The organism is Anaerococcus sp. Marseille-Q5996, assembly GCF_946893725.1.
Classification (GTDB): Bacteria; Bacillota; Clostridia; order Tissierellales; family Peptoniphilaceae; genus Anaerococcus; species Anaerococcus martiniensis.
In genome coordinates this window covers 247,605-264,216 of record NZ_CAMPPE010000001.1, presented here as the reverse complement: position 1 = coordinate 264,216, position 16,612 = coordinate 247,605, and the positions used below count along the sequence as shown (strand labels likewise).

33 protein-coding genes are annotated in these 16,612 nt (G+C 34.3%); 2 read left to right on the top strand and 31 right to left on the bottom strand.

Annotated features, from left to right (window positions below; all coding sequences use genetic code 11):
- Positions 1-159: 159 nt before the first annotated feature.
- The 31 genes from OC526_RS01325 to rpsJ form a co-directional block, all read right to left on the bottom strand.
- Positions 160-801: an HAD family hydrolase gene (locus OC526_RS01325; protein WP_262121543.1), complete on the bottom strand. Its 642-nt coding sequence runs from the start codon at positions 799-801 to the stop codon at positions 160-162.
- Positions 802-935: 134 nt separating this feature from the next.
- Positions 936-1,277, bottom strand: a complete 342-nt coding sequence (gene rplQ, locus OC526_RS01320; RefSeq protein WP_203126138.1) for a 50S ribosomal protein L17 — start codon at positions 1,275-1,277, stop codon at positions 936-938.
- A 9-nt stretch (positions 1,278-1,286) separates the two neighbouring features.
- Positions 1,287-2,243 (bottom strand): DNA-directed RNA polymerase subunit alpha, encoded by a 957-nt coding sequence (locus OC526_RS01315; protein WP_262121540.1) that lies wholly within the window; start codon positions 2,241-2,243, stop codon positions 1,287-1,289.
- 34 nt (positions 2,244-2,277) lie between these two features.
- Entirely contained in the window at positions 2,278-2,871 is a 594-nt protein-coding gene (rpsD, locus tag OC526_RS01310; protein WP_262121538.1) for a 30S ribosomal protein S4, read from the bottom strand.
- 12 nt (positions 2,872-2,883) lie between these two features.
- Complete coding sequence (rpsK, locus tag OC526_RS01305) at positions 2,884-3,279, bottom strand: 30S ribosomal protein S11 (RefSeq protein ID WP_262121537.1); 396 nt, start codon at positions 3,277-3,279, stop codon at positions 2,884-2,886.
- A 9-nt stretch (positions 3,280-3,288) separates the two neighbouring features.
- Positions 3,289-3,633: a 30S ribosomal protein S13 gene (rpsM, locus tag OC526_RS01300; RefSeq protein ID WP_262121534.1), complete on the bottom strand. Its 345-nt coding sequence runs from the start codon at positions 3,631-3,633 to the stop codon at positions 3,289-3,291.
- Positions 3,634-3,642: 9 nt separating this feature from the next.
- Positions 3,643-3,756 (bottom strand): 50S ribosomal protein L36, encoded by a 114-nt coding sequence (rpmJ, locus tag OC526_RS01295; protein ID WP_004818043.1) that lies wholly within the window; start codon positions 3,754-3,756, stop codon positions 3,643-3,645.
- A 14-nt stretch (positions 3,757-3,770) separates the two neighbouring features.
- Complete coding sequence (gene infA, locus OC526_RS01290) at positions 3,771-3,989, bottom strand: translation initiation factor IF-1 (protein WP_262121530.1); 219 nt, start codon at positions 3,987-3,989, stop codon at positions 3,771-3,773.
- Between the two features lie 111 nt (positions 3,990-4,100).
- On the bottom strand, positions 4,101-4,763 hold the full coding sequence (locus OC526_RS01285; RefSeq protein ID WP_262121529.1) for an adenylate kinase: 663 nt from the start codon (positions 4,761-4,763) through the stop codon (positions 4,101-4,103).
- Between the two features lie 3 nt (positions 4,764-4,766).
- On the bottom strand, positions 4,767-6,041 hold the full coding sequence (gene secY, locus OC526_RS01280; protein WP_262121528.1) for a preprotein translocase subunit SecY: 1,275 nt from the start codon (positions 6,039-6,041) through the stop codon (positions 4,767-4,769).
- Between the two features lie 11 nt (positions 6,042-6,052).
- Positions 6,053-6,547 carry a 50S ribosomal protein L15 gene (gene rplO, locus OC526_RS01275; RefSeq protein ID WP_262121525.1) on the bottom strand — a complete coding sequence of 165 codons (495 nt, stop codon included), beginning with the start codon at positions 6,545-6,547 and terminating at the stop codon, positions 6,053-6,055.
- 9 nt (positions 6,548-6,556) lie between these two features.
- The gene (gene rpmD, locus OC526_RS01270) at positions 6,557-6,739 is read right to left on the bottom strand and encodes a 50S ribosomal protein L30 (protein ID WP_262121522.1); all 183 of its coding nucleotides are present in this window, start codon (positions 6,737-6,739) and stop codon (positions 6,557-6,559) included.
- Positions 6,740-6,748: 9 nt separating this feature from the next.
- Complete coding sequence (gene rpsE / locus OC526_RS01265; protein ID WP_262121520.1) at positions 6,749-7,258, bottom strand: 30S ribosomal protein S5; 510 nt, start codon at positions 7,256-7,258, stop codon at positions 6,749-6,751.
- Positions 7,259-7,271: 13 nt separating this feature from the next.
- A complete protein-coding gene (gene rplR, locus OC526_RS01260; protein WP_262121518.1) occupies positions 7,272-7,637 on the bottom strand; it encodes a 50S ribosomal protein L18 in 366 nt (121 codons plus the stop codon).
- Between the two features lie 9 nt (positions 7,638-7,646).
- Complete coding sequence (gene rplF, locus OC526_RS01255) at positions 7,647-8,186, bottom strand: 50S ribosomal protein L6 (RefSeq protein ID WP_262121517.1); 540 nt, start codon at positions 8,184-8,186, stop codon at positions 7,647-7,649.
- A 10-nt stretch (positions 8,187-8,196) separates the two neighbouring features.
- Positions 8,197-8,592 carry a 30S ribosomal protein S8 gene (rpsH, locus tag OC526_RS01250; protein WP_262121514.1) on the bottom strand — a complete coding sequence of 132 codons (396 nt, stop codon included), beginning with the start codon at positions 8,590-8,592 and terminating at the stop codon, positions 8,197-8,199.
- 18 nt (positions 8,593-8,610) lie between these two features.
- Positions 8,611-8,796: a type Z 30S ribosomal protein S14 gene (locus tag OC526_RS01245; protein ID WP_262121511.1), complete on the bottom strand. Its 186-nt coding sequence runs from the start codon at positions 8,794-8,796 to the stop codon at positions 8,611-8,613.
- A gap of 11 nt (positions 8,797-8,807) precedes the next feature.
- Entirely contained in the window at positions 8,808-9,353 is a 546-nt protein-coding gene (gene rplE / locus OC526_RS01240; protein WP_262121508.1) for a 50S ribosomal protein L5, read from the bottom strand.
- A gap of 15 nt (positions 9,354-9,368) precedes the next feature.
- Positions 9,369-9,677: a 50S ribosomal protein L24 gene (gene rplX / locus OC526_RS01235; RefSeq protein ID WP_262121505.1), complete on the bottom strand. Its 309-nt coding sequence runs from the start codon at positions 9,675-9,677 to the stop codon at positions 9,369-9,371.
- 9 nt (positions 9,678-9,686) lie between these two features.
- Entirely contained in the window at positions 9,687-10,055 is a 369-nt protein-coding gene (rplN, locus tag OC526_RS01230; protein WP_203126094.1) for a 50S ribosomal protein L14, read from the bottom strand.
- Between the two features lie 18 nt (positions 10,056-10,073).
- Complete coding sequence (rpsQ, locus tag OC526_RS01225) at positions 10,074-10,334, bottom strand: 30S ribosomal protein S17 (RefSeq protein ID WP_203126092.1); 261 nt, start codon at positions 10,332-10,334, stop codon at positions 10,074-10,076.
- Between the two features lie 5 nt (positions 10,335-10,339).
- A complete protein-coding gene (gene rpmC / locus OC526_RS01220) occupies positions 10,340-10,546 on the bottom strand; it encodes a 50S ribosomal protein L29 (RefSeq protein ID WP_101539544.1) in 207 nt (68 codons plus the stop codon).
- A 2-nt stretch (positions 10,547-10,548) separates the two neighbouring features.
- The gene (gene rplP, locus OC526_RS01215) at positions 10,549-10,977 is read right to left on the bottom strand and encodes a 50S ribosomal protein L16 (RefSeq protein ID WP_262121500.1); all 429 of its coding nucleotides are present in this window, start codon (positions 10,975-10,977) and stop codon (positions 10,549-10,551) included.
- A gap of 23 nt (positions 10,978-11,000) precedes the next feature.
- Positions 11,001-11,750, bottom strand: a complete 750-nt coding sequence (rpsC, locus tag OC526_RS01210; protein WP_262121498.1) for a 30S ribosomal protein S3 — start codon at positions 11,748-11,750, stop codon at positions 11,001-11,003.
- 9 nt (positions 11,751-11,759) lie between these two features.
- On the bottom strand, positions 11,760-12,098 hold the full coding sequence (gene rplV, locus OC526_RS01205) for a 50S ribosomal protein L22 (RefSeq protein ID WP_262121496.1): 339 nt from the start codon (positions 12,096-12,098) through the stop codon (positions 11,760-11,762).
- Positions 12,099-12,107: 9 nt separating this feature from the next.
- Positions 12,108-12,395 carry a 30S ribosomal protein S19 gene (gene rpsS, locus OC526_RS01200; RefSeq protein ID WP_203126086.1) on the bottom strand — a complete coding sequence of 96 codons (288 nt, stop codon included), beginning with the start codon at positions 12,393-12,395 and terminating at the stop codon, positions 12,108-12,110.
- Between the two features lie 9 nt (positions 12,396-12,404).
- Complete coding sequence (rplB, locus tag OC526_RS01195; protein ID WP_262121493.1) at positions 12,405-13,238, bottom strand: 50S ribosomal protein L2; 834 nt, start codon at positions 13,236-13,238, stop codon at positions 12,405-12,407.
- An 11-nt stretch (positions 13,239-13,249) separates the two neighbouring features.
- A complete protein-coding gene (gene rplW, locus OC526_RS01190; RefSeq protein ID WP_262121492.1) occupies positions 13,250-13,543 on the bottom strand; it encodes a 50S ribosomal protein L23 in 294 nt (97 codons plus the stop codon).
- Positions 13,543-14,166: a 50S ribosomal protein L4 gene (rplD, locus tag OC526_RS01185; RefSeq protein WP_262121490.1), complete on the bottom strand. Its 624-nt coding sequence runs from the start codon at positions 14,164-14,166 to the stop codon at positions 13,543-13,545. Before rplD ends, rplW begins: the two co-directional genes overlap by 1 nt.
- Positions 14,167-14,177: 11 nt before the next feature.
- Positions 14,178-14,813 (bottom strand): 50S ribosomal protein L3, encoded by a 636-nt coding sequence (rplC, locus tag OC526_RS01180; RefSeq protein WP_262121488.1) that lies wholly within the window; start codon positions 14,811-14,813, stop codon positions 14,178-14,180.
- Positions 14,814-14,867: 54 nt separating this feature from the next.
- Complete coding sequence (gene rpsJ / locus OC526_RS01175) at positions 14,868-15,179, bottom strand: 30S ribosomal protein S10 (RefSeq protein WP_203126077.1); 312 nt, start codon at positions 15,177-15,179, stop codon at positions 14,868-14,870.
- 380 nt (positions 15,180-15,559) lie between these two features.
- Between rpsJ and OC526_RS01170 the strand changes: the two genes are divergently transcribed.
- Together OC526_RS01170 and OC526_RS01165 are read left to right on the top strand one after the other, a co-directional pair.
- Positions 15,560-15,913 carry a CidA/LrgA family protein gene (locus OC526_RS01170; RefSeq protein ID WP_262121486.1) on the top strand — a complete coding sequence of 118 codons (354 nt, stop codon included), beginning with the start codon at positions 15,560-15,562 and terminating at the stop codon, positions 15,911-15,913.
- A complete protein-coding gene (locus OC526_RS01165; protein ID WP_262121484.1) occupies positions 15,906-16,607 on the top strand; it encodes an LrgB family protein in 702 nt (233 codons plus the stop codon). Before OC526_RS01170 ends, OC526_RS01165 begins: the two co-directional genes overlap by 8 nt.
- Positions 16,608-16,612: the final 5 nt, after the last annotated feature.

The following is a 16,612-nucleotide window of genomic DNA, read 5'->3' as shown; positions in this document are numbered from 1 at the left end:
ATTATTTAATTGGCAAATATATTTAAAAGTAAAGAGTATTGAAATTTAAACGTTTATTAACAATATATTCTAATTTAGGAAACAAAAAAAGATAAGGGACTTCCCATATCTTTTAAATTTAAACATTTATTTTAGCTTATAATTTCAATATTAAAATGATTATTTCAAATAATTAATTATTTCTCTTAAATCTTTAGCTTCAAATTCGGCATCAAAGTCTTTTTCAAAACTTGTATCATGGATAATAAAGTAATCTATACCGCTTGCTTTGGCTGCCAAGTATCCGTTGTGGGAGTCTTCTAAAATGAGGGCTTCGTTTTTATCAAAACCAGATTGGTCTAAAGCTTGTAAGAAAATATCTGGATTCGGTTTTCCATTTTCTATCTCATGTCCTGACACAAGGTAGCTAAAATAATGGTCTACTTTTTGATTTTTTAGTAGATATTCAATTTTTTCTCTGGAGCTTGAGGATGCAACTACCGCCATTATATTATTTGCTTTTAAAAAGTCTAAAAGCTCTATAAGCCCTTCTTTTTTTAAATCATCAGTAAGGTTTTTTAAATATTCTGACCTATAATCTTCTAATTTTTTACGCAATTCACTTGCTTTGGTTGCACTTCCTAATTCTTTAGCTATGATTTCTTTTATAGCTGGACCATTTAGGCCTGCTAATTTTTTTCTTTTTTCAAGATTATAGGTGAAATTATATTCATCTGTAAAGCTAAACCACGAATCATAATAAAATTTTTCTGTATCAAAGATTAGGCCATCCATATCAAATATCACTAGTTTGTATTTCATTTTTACTCCTTATAAACAATGTACCCAAAAATGGACACAAAAAAAGCACCTCTTTAAAGATGCTTAAGTTTTAAATTGTAAATATTTGCATTTTAAAACGTGCCAATAGGCTTTGTTTTTGTTTAATTTTTTTATTAAACTAATTCAAGTATAGCTCTTTCTGAGCCGTCGCCTCTTCTTGGTCCCATTTTTAGTACTCTTGTGTAACCACCGTTACGTTCTTCATATTCTGGTGCTATTTCATCAAATAATTTTTGAACTGTAGATGGTTTGTAAATGTAGCTAGCTGCTTGTCTTCTTGCATGAAGTGAGCCATCTTTGCCAAGAGTGATCATTTTTTCAGCCATTTTTTGTGTTTCTTTAGCTCTTGTAACTGTAGTTTCGATTCTACCGTTTTCGAATAAAGAAGTCACTTGGTTTCTAAGCATGGCATTTCTATGGTCAGTTCTTCTGCCAAGTTTTCTTTTATTAGCCATTTTTACCTCCTATTCATCTTTAAGACTTAGTCCCATTTCATGAACCTTGTCTTTTACTTCTTCTAGTGATTTTTTACCAAAGTTTTTAATTGTTTTTAGTTCTGCTTCAGATTTTTCTACTATATCACTAACTGTATCAAATCCTGCTCTTTTTAGGCAGTTGAATGAACGTAGGGATAGGTCCATTTCTTCGATAGTTTTTTCTAGTTGTTGATCTGTGTTATCTTCAACAACTTCTTCTGCTTGCTCTTTTTTAACTTCTTCTTCTACGAATAACACATTTGGAAGGTCTCTAAAGTATTTAAAGTCGTTAATGATGATATTTGCTCCTTCAGAAAGAGCTTCTTGTGGTGATATAGTTCCATTTGTCCACACTTCTATGATTAGTTTATCATAGTCAGTAGCTTCTCCTACTCTAGTATTTTCTACATAGTAGTTTACTTTTTCTACTGGTGTAAATGATGAATCTATTGCAATAGTTCCTATTGGATCTGATTCAGATTTGTTTTGGTCTGATAATTGGTATCCCTTGCCGTCTGTAACTTCAAGTGAGATAAATAGATTTGCCTTATCATTTACTGTTGCAATGTAGTGATCTGGGTTTGCAATTTCAATAGAGCTATCTTTGCTAATATCCTTTGCTGTTACAATTTTAGGTCCTTGGATATCTAAAAATAGGGTTACATCTTCTTCACCGATTTTTTTGATATCAAGGCCTTTTATATTTAAAATTATTTCAGGAACGTCTTCTACTACTCCATCAATAGTGGAAAATTCATGAAGGACTCCTTCAATTAGAATTTTTGAGACGCTAGAACCAGGTAAGGATGATAAAAGCACCCTTCTTATACTGTTTCCAATGGTTGTACCATAGCCTCGTTCGAGTGGATATAGGGCAAATTTGCCGTAGTGATCCTCTTCGTTTATATCGAGTATTTCTATATTTGTATCTAATTTTTCGATCATGGTAACTCCTTAGTTCTAACTTTTTAGTTATTAATTATTTAGAGTAGAACTCTACGATCATACGTTCTTCTACTGGGATATCAATTTCTTCTCTTGTTGGAAGTCTGTCAATAGTTACTTTTAAGTTTTCTAGATCTGAGCTCATCCAATCAACTACTCCAAATGTTGCATTTGTTTCTTTGATTGTTTTAAATAAAGTTTTGCTTCTAGATTTTTCACGTACTTCGATAACATCACCAACTTCTACTAGGTATGATGGGATGTCTACTTGTTTACCATTTACTAATAAGTGTCCGTGAGTTACAATTTGTCTTGCTTCTCTTCTTGTTCTTGCAAGGCCTGATCTAAATGCAATGTTATCAAGTCTTCTTTCGCAAAGAACGATTAATTGTTCACCTGTTTGTCCTGACATTTTAGTAGCTTTTTCATAGTAGCCTCTAAATTGTTTTTCAGATACACCATAGATGAATTTAGCTTTTTGTTTTTCTCTTTGTTGCATACCATAATCTGACATTTTGCCACGTCTTTGTGGTAGTTGTCTTTTTGATTCGCCTGTATAACCAAGGTATGCTGGAGAAATTCCTAAAGCTCTTGCTCTTTTATAAACTGGATCTTTTGATACTGCCATAATTTCTCCTTATTAAACTCTTCTTCTTTTTGGTGGTCTACATCCATTGTGAGGAATTGGTGTAACATCTTTAATCATTGTTACTTCAAGTCCTGCAGCTTGTAAGCTTCTGATAGCTGATTCACGTCCGCTACCTGGTCCTTTTACGTATACTTCTACAGTTTTTAGACCTTGGTCGATAGCTTTTTTAGCTGCTGTTTCTGCTGCTTCTTGAGCTGCAAATGGTGTAGATTTTCTGCTTCCTCTAAATCCTAATTGACCAGCTGAAGCCCATGATAATGCATTACCTTGCATATCAGTAATTGTCACCATAGTGTTGTTGAATGTTGAGTTAATGTGAGCTTGGCCACGTTCAACATTTTTCTTAACTCTTCTTCTTCTAGAAGTTTGTTTGCCTTTTGTTGCCATTTATTCTCCTTAACCCTTTCTTCCTTTTCTTGTTCTTGCGTTATTTTTTGTATTTTGTCCTCTTACTGGAAGTCCTGCTTTGTGTCTGTTTCCTCTGTATGAGTTGATTTCGCGAAGAGCTCTAATATTCATTGATGTTTCACGACGTAAATCACCTTCGATTGTATATTTGTTTAGTTGTTCGCGAATTTGACCTAATTCTTCTTCAGTAAGATCTTTCATTTTTGTATCAGGATTGATTCCTGTGTTTTTTAATATTTCATTAGCAGTTGCACGGCCGATTCCGTAAATATAAGTAAGGCCTATTTCTGCTCTTTTTTCTCTAGGTAAATCTATACCAGCTAATCTTGGCATTAAACCCTCCTAACCTTGTCTTTGTTTATGTTTTGGATTTTCGCAAATTACCATAACTTTACCGTTTCTTTTGATAATTTTGCATTTATCGCACATTTTTTTTACTGATGCTCTAACTTTCATTTAATTCTCCTTGTCTACTTGCGTCGCCAAGTAATTCTTCCCTGTGTAAGGTCATATGGAGATAGTTCTACTGTTACCTTATCTCCTTCTAATATTCTTATGCTGTTCATGCGTAGTTTTCCTGAGATATGGGCTTGGATTTCGTGTCCATTTTCTAGTTCTACTCTAAATATTGCATTTGGGAGTGCTTCTTTTACTACTCCTGTAACTTCTATAGCATCTTTTTTTGACATATATAGAACCTCCTTATCTTATCTAATATGTCTTGTTTAGCAACGTTCATCTCTTTTTTAAGACATATTGGCCTAAAGAGATTCTTTATCTTCTCTTTTTTTAACCATAAATTAGTTAAGTTCTCCTAATTTATTGTTAAATTCATCAAATATTTCATCAACAGATTTTGTGCCGTCAATACTCTTTAATATACCTTTTTGTGTGTAATAATCAATGAGTACAGAGGTTTGTTCGTTGTAAACATCGATTCTGTTTTTTACTGTTTCTAGTTCATCGTCTTTTCTTTGAATTAGTTCTGTGCCACAGTTATCACAGATGCCTTCCACTTTTGGAGGATGGTTTTCTATATGATAAGTTGCACCACAGTTTGGACATACGCGTCTACCTGTTGTTCTTTTGATAAGTGTATCATAGTCAACATCAAAGTAGATTACTCCATCTATTTTTTGATTTCTTTGATCCATTCCATCATCAAGTGATTTTGCTTGATTTAATGTTCTAGGAAATCCATCAAATAATACGATTAGTTCGCCTTCTTCTTTATTTTCTAATTTATCAAAATAATCCCAAAGTAGGTCGATGGTTACTTCATCTGGTACAAGATCACCCTTGTCCATATATCCTTTTGCTTTTAGTCCTAAAGGAGTTTCATTTTTGATATTGTATCTAAAAATGTCTCCTGTAGAAATTTGAACTGCATTTAAGTTTTCTATAATTTTTTTTGAAAGTGTACCCTTACCTGCTCCTGGGGGTCCTAACAATATAATATTCATCTTTTACCTATTTAAAAACCCTTTGTATTGTTTCATTGTCATCATTGCCTCTAATTGCTTAATTGTTTCGATTATTACACCTACAACGATGATTACTGATGAACCACCAAATGATAGGGATAATCCTAATAATTTTGATGCAATTGCTGGAATGATTGTTAGTAGAGCTAGTGCAATTGATCCTATAAAGGTTATTCTTGTTGCAACTTTTGCTAAATATTCACTGGTTGGTTTTCCTGGTCTAATACCTGGGATAAATCCACCATTTTGTTGTAATTGCTTAGCATATTCTACAGTATTAAATTGGATTTGATTGTAGAAATATGCAAATATCAAGATTAATGCTGATTGGATAAGTAAGTATAGGATAAATCCTCCAGTTGTATTTTGGAAGAAGTTATTTATACCGCTTTCGCCGCCATTTCCAAAGAATAGGCTAACTGTTGATGGTATTGCAAGTACTGCTGATGCAAATACTATTGGCATTACTCCACCCATGTTTACTTTTACTGGGATGTGAGTTGATTGACCACCATACATTTTGCGTCCAACTACTCTTTTAGCATATTGAATTGGGATTTTACGTTCACCTTCTGAAATAAGTACTACTGCCAAAACAATTAGGATTATTAGTATAACCATAATGATAATTGGTAGGTAGTTTACTAGTCCATAGCGAACTTGTTCACCCCATCTTCCAATTGTTCTTGGAAATGAAGCTATAATACCCATAAAGATTAAAAGACTGGTTCCATTTCCTAGACCTTTTTCTGTTATGGTTTCACCCATCCAAGTTACAAACATTGTTCCACCGATTAGGATTACATTCATTGCAAGTTTTTGGAAGCCTGTTGAATTTGCTAAGGCTGCTCCGTATAAACCATTTGTTACTGCTACTGCTTGGAAGATTGCAAGGATAATTGTTAAATATCTAGTATATTTTTGGATTTGTTTACGTCCTTGCTCACCTTCACGTGTCAACTCTTCTAGTCTTGGTATTACAACTGTTAAAAGCTGCATTACGATAGAAGAAGTAATGTAAGGTTGTACCCCTAGGGCAAATATTGAAAGGGTTGATAGCCCACCACCTGTTAGCATATTTAGGTAGTCAACTAATGTTCCTTCAACAGATGAGTAAGCATTTTTAAGAGCTTCTTGATCTATAAATGGTATTGGAATATTGTTTCCAAGTCTATAGATTACTAGCATTAGGAAAGTAAACCAAAATTTCTTCCTAATCTCTGGCTCTCTTGATGCTTTTTTTATTGTTTCTAGCATTGCTCACCTTCTTAATTTTCTTGTGTAGTTTCTTTCTTAGATGGTTTTACCCATTTTTTAACTTCAATTTCTTCTACTGATCCACCAGCTGCTTCAATTTTTTCTTTTGCGCTAGCTGTGAATTTGTGAGCTTTTACTGTAAGTTTTGATGTAAGTTCTCCATCACCTAGGATTTTAACTCCATCTTTTGCTTTGTTTTTGTTTAGTATTTTGTTTTCAAATAGTAATTCTGGTGTTACTTCTGTACCATCTTCAAAAGCATTTAATGTTTCAACATTGATAACTTCGTATTGTTTTTTGTTGAAGTTTTTAAATCCTCTTTTTGGAAGACGTCTGTAAAGTGGCATTTGTCCACCTTCGAAACCTGGTCTTACGCCACCGCCGCTTCTAGAGTTTTGACCATCTTGACCACGACCTGCACGAGTACCGTTTCCTGAACCTGGACCTCTACCTTTTCTCTTTTTCTTTTTTAGTGGTTCATTAGGTTGTAATTCATGTAATTTCATCTTACACTCCTAGTTTAATTCTTTTACTTCTAGCATAAATGGAATTTTATTGATCATTCCTCTTACTGCTGGATTATCTTCTTTTACAACGCTTTGGCCAATTTTTCTAAGTCCAAGGGCTTTTGCTGTTGCAATTTGATCATCTTTTCTACCGATAAAAGATCTTTTAAGTTTGATTTCTAATTGTGCCATACTCTCTCCTTAATAATCGAATTCTTCTACCGATTTACCACGAAGTTTAGCAACATCTTCAACAGTTTTCATGTTAGAAAATGCGTCTAGACATGCATTGATGATATTTCTAGGGTTACTTGAACCTAGGTTTTTAGCTCTAATGTCTTTATACCCAGCTAATTCACAGATAGCACGCACTGGACCTCCAGCGATAACTCCTGTACCTTCTACAGCTGGCATTAGTAATACATGACCTGCTCCTCTTTCTCCTTCAACTCTGTGAGGGATAGTTGTTCCTACTAGTGGAACCTTGATCATGTGTTTTTTTGCATCTTCTGTTGCTTTTCTGATTGCTTCTGGTACTTCTGTAGCTTTTCCTGTTCCAACTCCAACTACTCCGTTAGAATCTCCTACTACTACAAGTGCTGCAAATCTCATGTTACGTCCACCTTTTACAGTTTTAGCAACTCTGTTAATAGCAACTACTCTATCTTCGAGGTTTAGTTTTTCTACTTCACTTCTTAATAAATAATTCATCTAATACCTCCTATTAAAACTTAAGACCAGCTTCTCTTGCTGCCTCAGCTAAAGCTTTAACTTTTCCGTGGTATAAATTACCATTTCTATCAAAGGCAACTTCTTTTATACCAGCATCGATTGCTTTTTTAGCAATAGCTTCACCAACTTTGCTTGCAGCTTCGATGTTTGATTTGCTTTCTAATCCATCTGCTACATCACTTTGTAATGTGTTTGCACTTGCTAGTGTCACTCCATTTACATCATCAATAATTTGTGCGTAAATGTTAGCATTTGATTTGTATACGGAAAGTCTTGGTCTTTCAGGAGTACCGCTGATTTTTGCTCTAACTCTTTTTTTACGAGTTTGAAGTCTTTGTCTTTTATTATCTTTAGCCATTTATATCTCCTACTTACCTGTCTTACCAACTTTACGTCTTACATATTCGCCTTCATATCTGATACCTTTACCCTTGTATGGTTCAGGTTTTCTCCATTTTCTGATATTGGCTGCGTGTAAGCCTACTAATTGTTTATCGATACCTTTTACGATTATTGTTCTTTCATTTGGTGTTTCAGTTTCGATACCTTCTGGGTCTTCCATAGTTACTTGGTGTGAGAAACCAAGGTTCATAACTAAGTTATTTCCTTGTTTTTGTGCTCTGTAACCTGTACCTTCGATTTGAAGTGTTTTGCTAAATCCTTCTGTTACACCTAATACCATATTTGCAATAAGTGATCTAAATAAACCATGGTCGATGTTTTGTTGTTTTGTATAATCTTCTGGAATGTTGATTAGGATTTGATTATCTTCTTCAACTACTTCAATTGTTTTTGGGAAATCTTGAGTAAGGTTACCTTTTGGTCCTTCTACTCTGATAGTTTGTCCATCAATAACAACTGAAACTCCATTTGGTATTTCAATTGGTTGTTTACCTATTCTTGACATATATTTCTCCTTACCATACGTAACAAATAACTTCGCCACCTACATTTTCTTCTCTTGCAGCTTTGTCAGTTAAAAGTCCTTTTGATGTTGAAATAATTGCTGTTCCTAGACCATTTAGTACTTTAGGTACTTCGTTTGATTTTACATAAACTCTTAGGCCTGGTTTACTTATTCTTCTTAGTCCTGAGATTACTCTCTCGCCGTTTTCTGTATATTTTAAGTCTATTGTAAGAATTCCTTGTTTGTTGTCTTCTTCAACATTAAATCCGTTTATGAAGCCTTCATCAAGAAGAATTTGTGCAATAGCTTTTTTCTCATTAGAAGATGGTAAGCTTACTTGTTTATGATTAGCTTTTACTGCATTTCTAATTCTTGTTAGCATATCCGCTATTGGATCTGTCATCATAATTAATATCCTCCCTAATTACCAGCTTGATTTTCTAACTCCTGGAATTTTTCCTTCATTTGCTAATTCTCTAAAGCAAATACGGCAAATTCCATATTTTCTAAGGTAGCCATGTGGTCTACCACAAATTTTACATCTGCTATATTCTTGTGTTGAATATTTGTGATGTTTTTTTTGTTTAGCTATCATTGACTTTTTAGCCATTAAGCGCTCCTTTATTTTGTAAATGGCATTCCCATTAATTGTAAGAATGCTTTAGCTTCTTCATCTGTTTTTGCTGTAGTAACTATTGTTATATCCATTCCGTGTAGGAAATCTACGTTATCGTATTTGATTTCTGGGAAAATTAACTGTTCTTTTATTCCTAGTGAATAGTTTCCACGTCCATCAAATGAATTTGGATTTATTCCTCTAAAGTCTCTAACACGTGGTAGTGAAATTGAGATTAGTTTGTCTAGGAAATCATACATTTTTTCACGTCTTAATGTTACTTTTGCACCAATTGCTTGACCTTCTCTAAGTTTGAAGTTAGCTACTGATTTTTTAGCTTTTGCTTCAATAGGTTGTTGTCCTGTAATTAATGCAAGCTCATTTTTAACTGCATTTAATAGATTTTGGTTATCTTTTGCTTCTCCAAGACCAACGTTAATTACGATTTTTTCAAGTTTTGGTACTTGCATTACATTTTCATAGCCAAATTTTTCTATTAATGCTTTTACTACTTCATTTTCGTATTTTTCTTTTAGTCTGCTGTTTGCCATAATTTCTCCTTAAACTCAGTCGAATTTTTCGTTTGTTTTATGGCTTACTCTGATTTTTCTGCCATCTTCAAGCACTTTGCTAGTTCTTACACCTTTTTTAAGTTCTTCTGAGTATAAAAGTACTTTTGAAGCATCAATTGGGCATTCTTTTTCGATTCTTCCGCTTTCGCCACCCATTTGTGTTGCTTTTTGGTGTTTAATTCTAACATTAGCACCTTGAACTACTACTTTATTTTCTTTTGGATAAGCTTCAATTACTTCTCCAACATGACCCTTGTATGAGCCTGATATTATTTGAACTTTATCGCCTTTTTTAACGTGCATAACTTCCTCCTATAATACTTCTGGAGCTAGGGATATAATTCTCATGAATCCTTCCCCTCTTAATTCTCTAGTTACTGGTCCAAATATACGAGTTCCTACTGGTGATTTGTCTTCTTTGATGATTACTGCTGCGTTTTCATCAAAATTGATTTTTGATCCGTCAGCTCTTTTTAATCCTCTTTTGCTTCTAACGATTACAGCTTTTACAACGTCACCTTTTTTTACCGCTCCTCCGGGTGTTGCACTTTTTACTGAACAAGTTACAACATCACCGATATTTGCATATCTACTGCCAGTTCCGCCTAGAACTTTAATTACTAATAATTCACGTGCTCCGGAGTTATCTGCAACTCTCATGCGAGTTTCTTGTTGTATCATGAATATCTCCTTAACTTATTAAACAATTTCAGCAGCTTCGGCAACTCTTACTAGTCTCCATCTTTTTGTTTTTGATAGAGGACGAGTTTCCATAATTACTACTGTATCGCCTACTTTAGCTTCATTTTTCTCATCATGAGCTTTATATTTTTTACTTCTGTTGATTCTTTTTTTGTAAACTGGGTGTGAAATTTTTTCTTCAACTAAAACTGTAATTGTTTTATCCATCGCATCAGATACTACAACACCACGTTCTACTCTTCTACTGTTTCTTTCCATGAAATTTAAGCCTCCCTATTTATATTAAGCTTTCTTTCAGTTTGAATTGTTTTAACTCTTGCGATGTCTTTTTTGACATTTCCAATTGCTGATGGATTTTCTAATTGTCCAGTTGCAAGTCTGAAACGAAGATTAAAAAGCTCACTTTGTAAATCATATAATTGTTTATCTAAATCATGGTCTGATAAATTTCTGATTTCTTTTGCTTTCATTATTATTCCTCCGTACCTGTAACTTCAAGTCTTTGTATGAATTTGGTTTTGATTGGAAGTTTTTGCGCAGCAAGTCTCATAGCTTCTCTTGCAATTTCTTCGCTAACCCCACTCATTTCAAATAGTACACGGCCTGGTTTTACTACTGCTACCCAATATTCTGGGGAACCTTTACCAGAACCCATTCTTACTTCTGCAGGTTTTTTAGATACTGGTTTATCTGGGAATACTTTAATCCAGATTTGACCACCTCTTTTGATATATCTTGTCATCGCACGACGAGCAGCCTCGATTTGGTTAGCTGTCATCCAAGTAGCTTCTAGGGCTTGTAAGCCGTATTCACCGTAAGCTAGTTGGTTTCCTCTTTGAGCTTCACCTTTCATTCTGCCCCTATGTTGTCTACGATATTTAACTCTTTTAGGCATTAACATAAGTTTTTCTCCTTATTCAAATACTAGTTGTTAGTATTTTCGTTTGTGTTTCTGTTAGGACGTCTGTTATTGTTTCTTCTTTTTTTGTTGTTTCTATTGTTTGGTCTTTGTTTCATTTTTGGTTCGCGAACTGCCTTTTCTCCTGGTAGGATTTCGCCTTTGTAGATCCAAACTTTACAACCAATTTTACCATATTCTGTATCTGCTTCTGCAAATCCATAGTCAATGTCTGCTCTTAGTGTTTGAAGTGGAATTGTTCCTTCAGAATATCCTTCGCTTCTAGCCATATCAGCTCCACCAAGTCTTCCAGATACCATTGTTTTGATACCTTTTGCTCCAGCTCTCATTGTTCTTTGGATTGGTTGTTTCATAGCACGTCTAAATGCAACCCTGTTTTCTAGTGCTGATGCAATATTTTCTGCTACTAGTTGTGCATTTAGGTCTTGGTATTTAATTTCTTCAACGTTTATGATTGTTCTTTTGCCTGGTGCAACTTTTTCGATTTTTTTCTTAAGTTCTTCGATTCCAGCTCCACCTTTACCGATTACCATTCCTGGTTTTCCAGCATAGATTGTGATTTTTAGGTTGTTTACAGCTCTTTCGATTTCGATATCTGCAATACCTGCATCATAAACTTCTTTTTTTATTACTTTTCTGATGTTATAGTCTTCTACTAAAAGATCTGAGAATTCTTCTTTGTCTGCAAACCATTTTGAATCCCAATCTTTAATAACACCAACTCTAAATCCTTTTGGGTTTACTTTTTGGCCCATCTTTTCCTCCTATGCTTCTATATTCTCAAGAACTACACCGATGTGGCTGCTTCTTTTTAGTATTGGGTAAGCTGCACCTTTAGCTTTTGGATGCCATCTTTTCATTGTTGGAGCATCATTTGCAAATGCGTTTTTTACAATTAGGTCTTCTCTATCAAGTCCATTGTTGTTTTCTGCATTTGCGATTGCGCTTTTTAGTACATCTTCAAGTAATCTTGCACCTTTTTTGTTTGTAAATCTTAAGATATTTAGTGCTTCGTCTACTTGTTTACCTCTAATTTCTTTACAAATATAGTTTACTTTAAGAGGAGATATTCTTTGATATTTAGCTGTTGCTTTTACTTCCATTGTCATCTCCTAACGCATTTTTGATTTCATTTCAGTAGCTTTTTTAGCGTGGCCTCTGAATGTTCTTGTTGGTACAAATTCACCTAGTTTGTGTCCTACCATATCTTCTGTGATATAGATTGGCACGTGTTTTCTACCATCGTGAACTGCTATTGTATGTTCTACAAATTCAGGGAATATTGTAGAACGTCTTGACCAAGTTTTTACAACTTTTTTTTCATTTTTTTCATTTAATTCGTCAATTTTTTTCATTAAATGATCATCGACAAATGGTCCTTTTTTAAGTGATCTAGCCATTATATCCCCCTATTTTTCGTCTCTTCTTCTTACAATGTATTGTGTAGAAGATTTTTTGTTGTTACGTGTTTTAACACCGATAGCTTTTTTACCCCATGGTGTCATTGGTGATGGACGACCGATTGGTGTTCTACCTTCACCACCACCGTGTGGGTGATCTACTGGGTTCATTACAGAACCTCTTACGTGTGGTCTACGTCCTAGGTATCTTGATTTACCAGCTTTTCCTAGTCTGATTAATTCGTGTTCTTGGTTTCCTACAACACCTATTGTAGCTTTACAGTTTAGGTGGATTAATCTAACTTCACCACTTGGTAATCTTAGTGTTGCAAAGTTACCTTCTTTAGCCATAAGTTGTGCACCAGTTCCAGCTGATCTTACTAGGATACCGCCTTGGCCTGGTCTCATTTCGATATTGTGTACTGTTGTACCTACTGGGATATCTTTAAGTTCTAGTGCATTACCAGGTTTGATATCTGCATTTGCTCCAGAGATAACTTTATCATTTACTTTAAGTCCTCTTGGTGCAAGAATATATCTTTTTTCTCCATCTGCATATGCAAGTAGAGCAATGTTTGCTGATCTGTTTGGATCGTATTCGATAGTTTTTACTGTTGCTGGAATATCATCTTTATTTCTTTTAAAGTCGATGATTCTGTATTTTCTTTTTACTCCACCGCCTCTAAAACGAACAGTTGTTCTACCTGTATTGTTACGTCCACCTTTGCTTTTAAGGTCTGTTAAAAGTGATTTTTCAGGTTTGTTTGTTGTGATTTCTTCGAATGTTGAAACAGACATATTTCTATGGCCGTTTGAAGTTGGTTTTAATTTTCTAATAGGCATTTAAATCCTCCTTATAAACCTTCGAAGTATTCAATTTCTGCACTGTCTGCTGTTAATGTAACTACAGCTTTTTTCCAGTCAGCTCTTTTACCGATTCCATGACGTGTTCTTACTTTTTTACCTTCGTAATTCATTGTTCTAACTTTTTGAACTTTTACGCCATCAAAGATTTGTTCGATTGCAGCTTTGATTTCTGGTTTGTTTGCATTTTTGTCTACTTCAAAAGTGTATTTGTTTTCATCAAGTAAGCTCATTGATTTTTCTGTAATAATTGGTCTTTTAATTATTTCATAAGGTGATTTCATTATATAAATACCTCCTCAAGTTTAGCAATTGCATCTTTTGTAATTACTAGCTTGTTGTGTCTTACTAAGTCATAAACATTGATTAGGTTTGCAGCTGATACATCTACACCTTCGATATTTCTAAATGATCTATAAACTAGTTTGTCATTTTCTGCTGTTACAACATAAGCTTTTTTACCAGCATCGATTGCATTTAAGATGTTTGCTGCTTCTTTTGTTTTAGGAGCTTCAAATGATAGGCTATCTAAAACAATTAATTCATTTTCGTTTACTTTTGAAGTAAGAACTGAGTAAAGTGCTTTTCTTCTTAGTTTTTTAGGAACTTGATAGCTGTAGTCTCTTGGTTTTGGTGCAAATACAACTCCACCGCCTGTGTAGTGTGGTGCTCTAATTGAACCTTGACGAGCTCTACCTGTTCCTTTTTGTCTAAATGGTTTACGTCCACCACCACGTACTTCAGCACGTGTTTTAGCAGATTGTGTACCTTGTCTTTTATTTGCTAGTTGGTTTTTAACTACTTCATATACAGCGTGTTCGCTAATTTCAGTGTTAAATAGAGTTTCGTTTAACTCTAATTCTCCAACATTTTCTCCTTTTATGTTTAAAACATTAACTTTAGGCATCTAACTCCTCCTTAGTTTTGGCCTTTGACTGCTTGTTTGATTTGAACAAGTCCGCCTTTAGGTCCTGGAACCGCACCTTTAACTAGGATGTAAGAGTCTTCTGTATTTACTTTAACTACTTGTAAATTTTGGATTGTAACTCTTTCATTTCCCATTTTTCCTGAGCCTTTTCTACCTTTGAATACTCTTGCTGGATCTGAACCTGCTGAACGAGCACCTGCTACTCTGTGAGATTTAGAACCGTGAGATTGTGGACCTCTACCATAGTTCCATCTTTTGATAGCACCTTGGGTACCCTTACCCTTGCTTGTTGCAACAACGTCTACGATTTCGCCTTCTTCAAAGATGTCTACTGCTACTTTATCACCAACTACTAAGTCGATTGGGTCATTTCCGTAGTTAACTTCTTTTAAATATCTTTTGTAAGATGCGCCTGCTTTGTCAAAATGACCTCTAATAGGTTTTTTAACATTTTTTTCTTTTTTGTCCATATAACCGATTTGAACTGCGTTGTAACCGTCTGTTTCGTCTGTTTTAATTTGTACAACTACATTTTCATCAGCTTTTAGAACAGTAACTGGAGTGATAACTCCATCTTCATCGATGACTTGAGTCATGCCTACTTTTGTTGTAAATATACTCTTCATGAGTACCTCCTTAATTACAGCGGATTGATTATCCAATCATTCTAATTACAGTTGTTATAACTTAATTTCGATATCAACACCTGCAGGTAAGTTTAATTTCTTAAGTGCATCAAGTGTTTTGGCATTTGGGCCTAAGATATCGATTAATCTTTTGTGTGTTCTTTGTTCAAACTGTTCTCTAGAGTCTTTGTATTTATGAACCGCTCTTAAAATTGTGATTTTTTCTACTTCTGTTGGAAGTGGAATTGGTCCAGATACTTCTGCTCCGCTTCTTTTAACCGCTTCTACGATTTTTTCTGCTGAGCTATCGATTACTTCGTGATCGTAAGCTCTTAATCTAATTCTGATTTTTTGTTGATTAGCCATTTTTCCTCTCTCTTTCTTTACCACGCCTCCGGGCGTTTTATGTGTGTGGAAACCGCTTAGAATTATTTCTAAACTTGCTAGGCAAAAGTTCCCTTGTGATTTTGGCCTAAGTCACAAGCAACATCTTGCTTCAAAGCACCATAATATAATACAACAAAAACACTACAAAATCAAGTGTAAAGTATACATTTTACAAACATTTATATAAATTTATAAATATTTATAAAGCTTGTTTACAAAGCTTAATTTTTCAGCATTTCTTGTGTAACGTTCCAATAATATACCGGCAAAATAACCTATGTCAAATAAAAATTTGTAAAATATTTTTATTAAATTATAATAGAACTTGTATCATTAATAAAAAGAATTTGAGGTCAATAATGAAAATCTTAAAAGAATTTGTAATCTTATGCGCCTGCCTTCTAGCTGGTAGCGTTCTAAAGTACTTAATTCCCCTGCCGATTCCTGAAACTATTTATGGGATGCTAATCTTATTTTTACTTTTTGTTAGCAAAAAGCTTAATCCTGACCAAGTAAGGAAAACTTCTAATGTCATACTAGATAATATGAGTTTTTTGTTTGTACCTGTTGGGGTTGGTATAATTGAAAATTTTGATTTGTTTACTCAAAATTTTGTTGCAATGTTTGTGGTGACAATTGTTGCAAGTACTATTGCCATGGCTGTAACCATGCTTGTTGTAAGCTTTATACAAAAAAGGAGCAAACATGTTTAGTAATTCATATTTTGGCATAGTCTTATCTTTTGTAGTATTTCAATTAGCAAAAAAATTTACAAATAAAATACATAACGGGATTTTAAGATCAATCTTTAATCCACTTTTAATTTCAATTATAGTTATTTCAATTATTTTATCCGCAGCTGGCATTTCTTATAAGGATTATAACCAAGGTGGGTCTTTAGTTTCATTTTTTATAGGGCCAGCAACAGTTGCTCTAATGGTAAGCCTTTATGATAACATTGATATTTTAAAGAAAAATTTTGCTGCCATTATGATAGGAATTTTTGTAGGTAGTTTCGTTTCTATGCTTGTTACTGTCCTACTTTCAAAAGTAATGGGAGTGGATGATATGATTATAATCACCATGCTTCCAGAATCAGTAACCACAGCAATTGCAGTTGGCCTTGCCGAAGAATACGGCGGCATTGCAGCTCTAGCAGCAATAGCGGTTATTATTCGAGGCATAGTTGGAATAATAATTGCTCCAATAATTATAAAAGTATTTAAAATCTACAATCCAGTTGCCCAAGGAATTGGCCTTGGAACAGCTGCCCACGCTCTAGGGACTACAAAAGCCCGTGATATGGGAAATGTCCAAGGAGCCATGGCCGGCTTATCCATAGCCGTAGCTGGAATAATGACAGTTGCTCTAATGCCAGTTATGGTTTTAATTTTAAATTCAATATAAGAAAA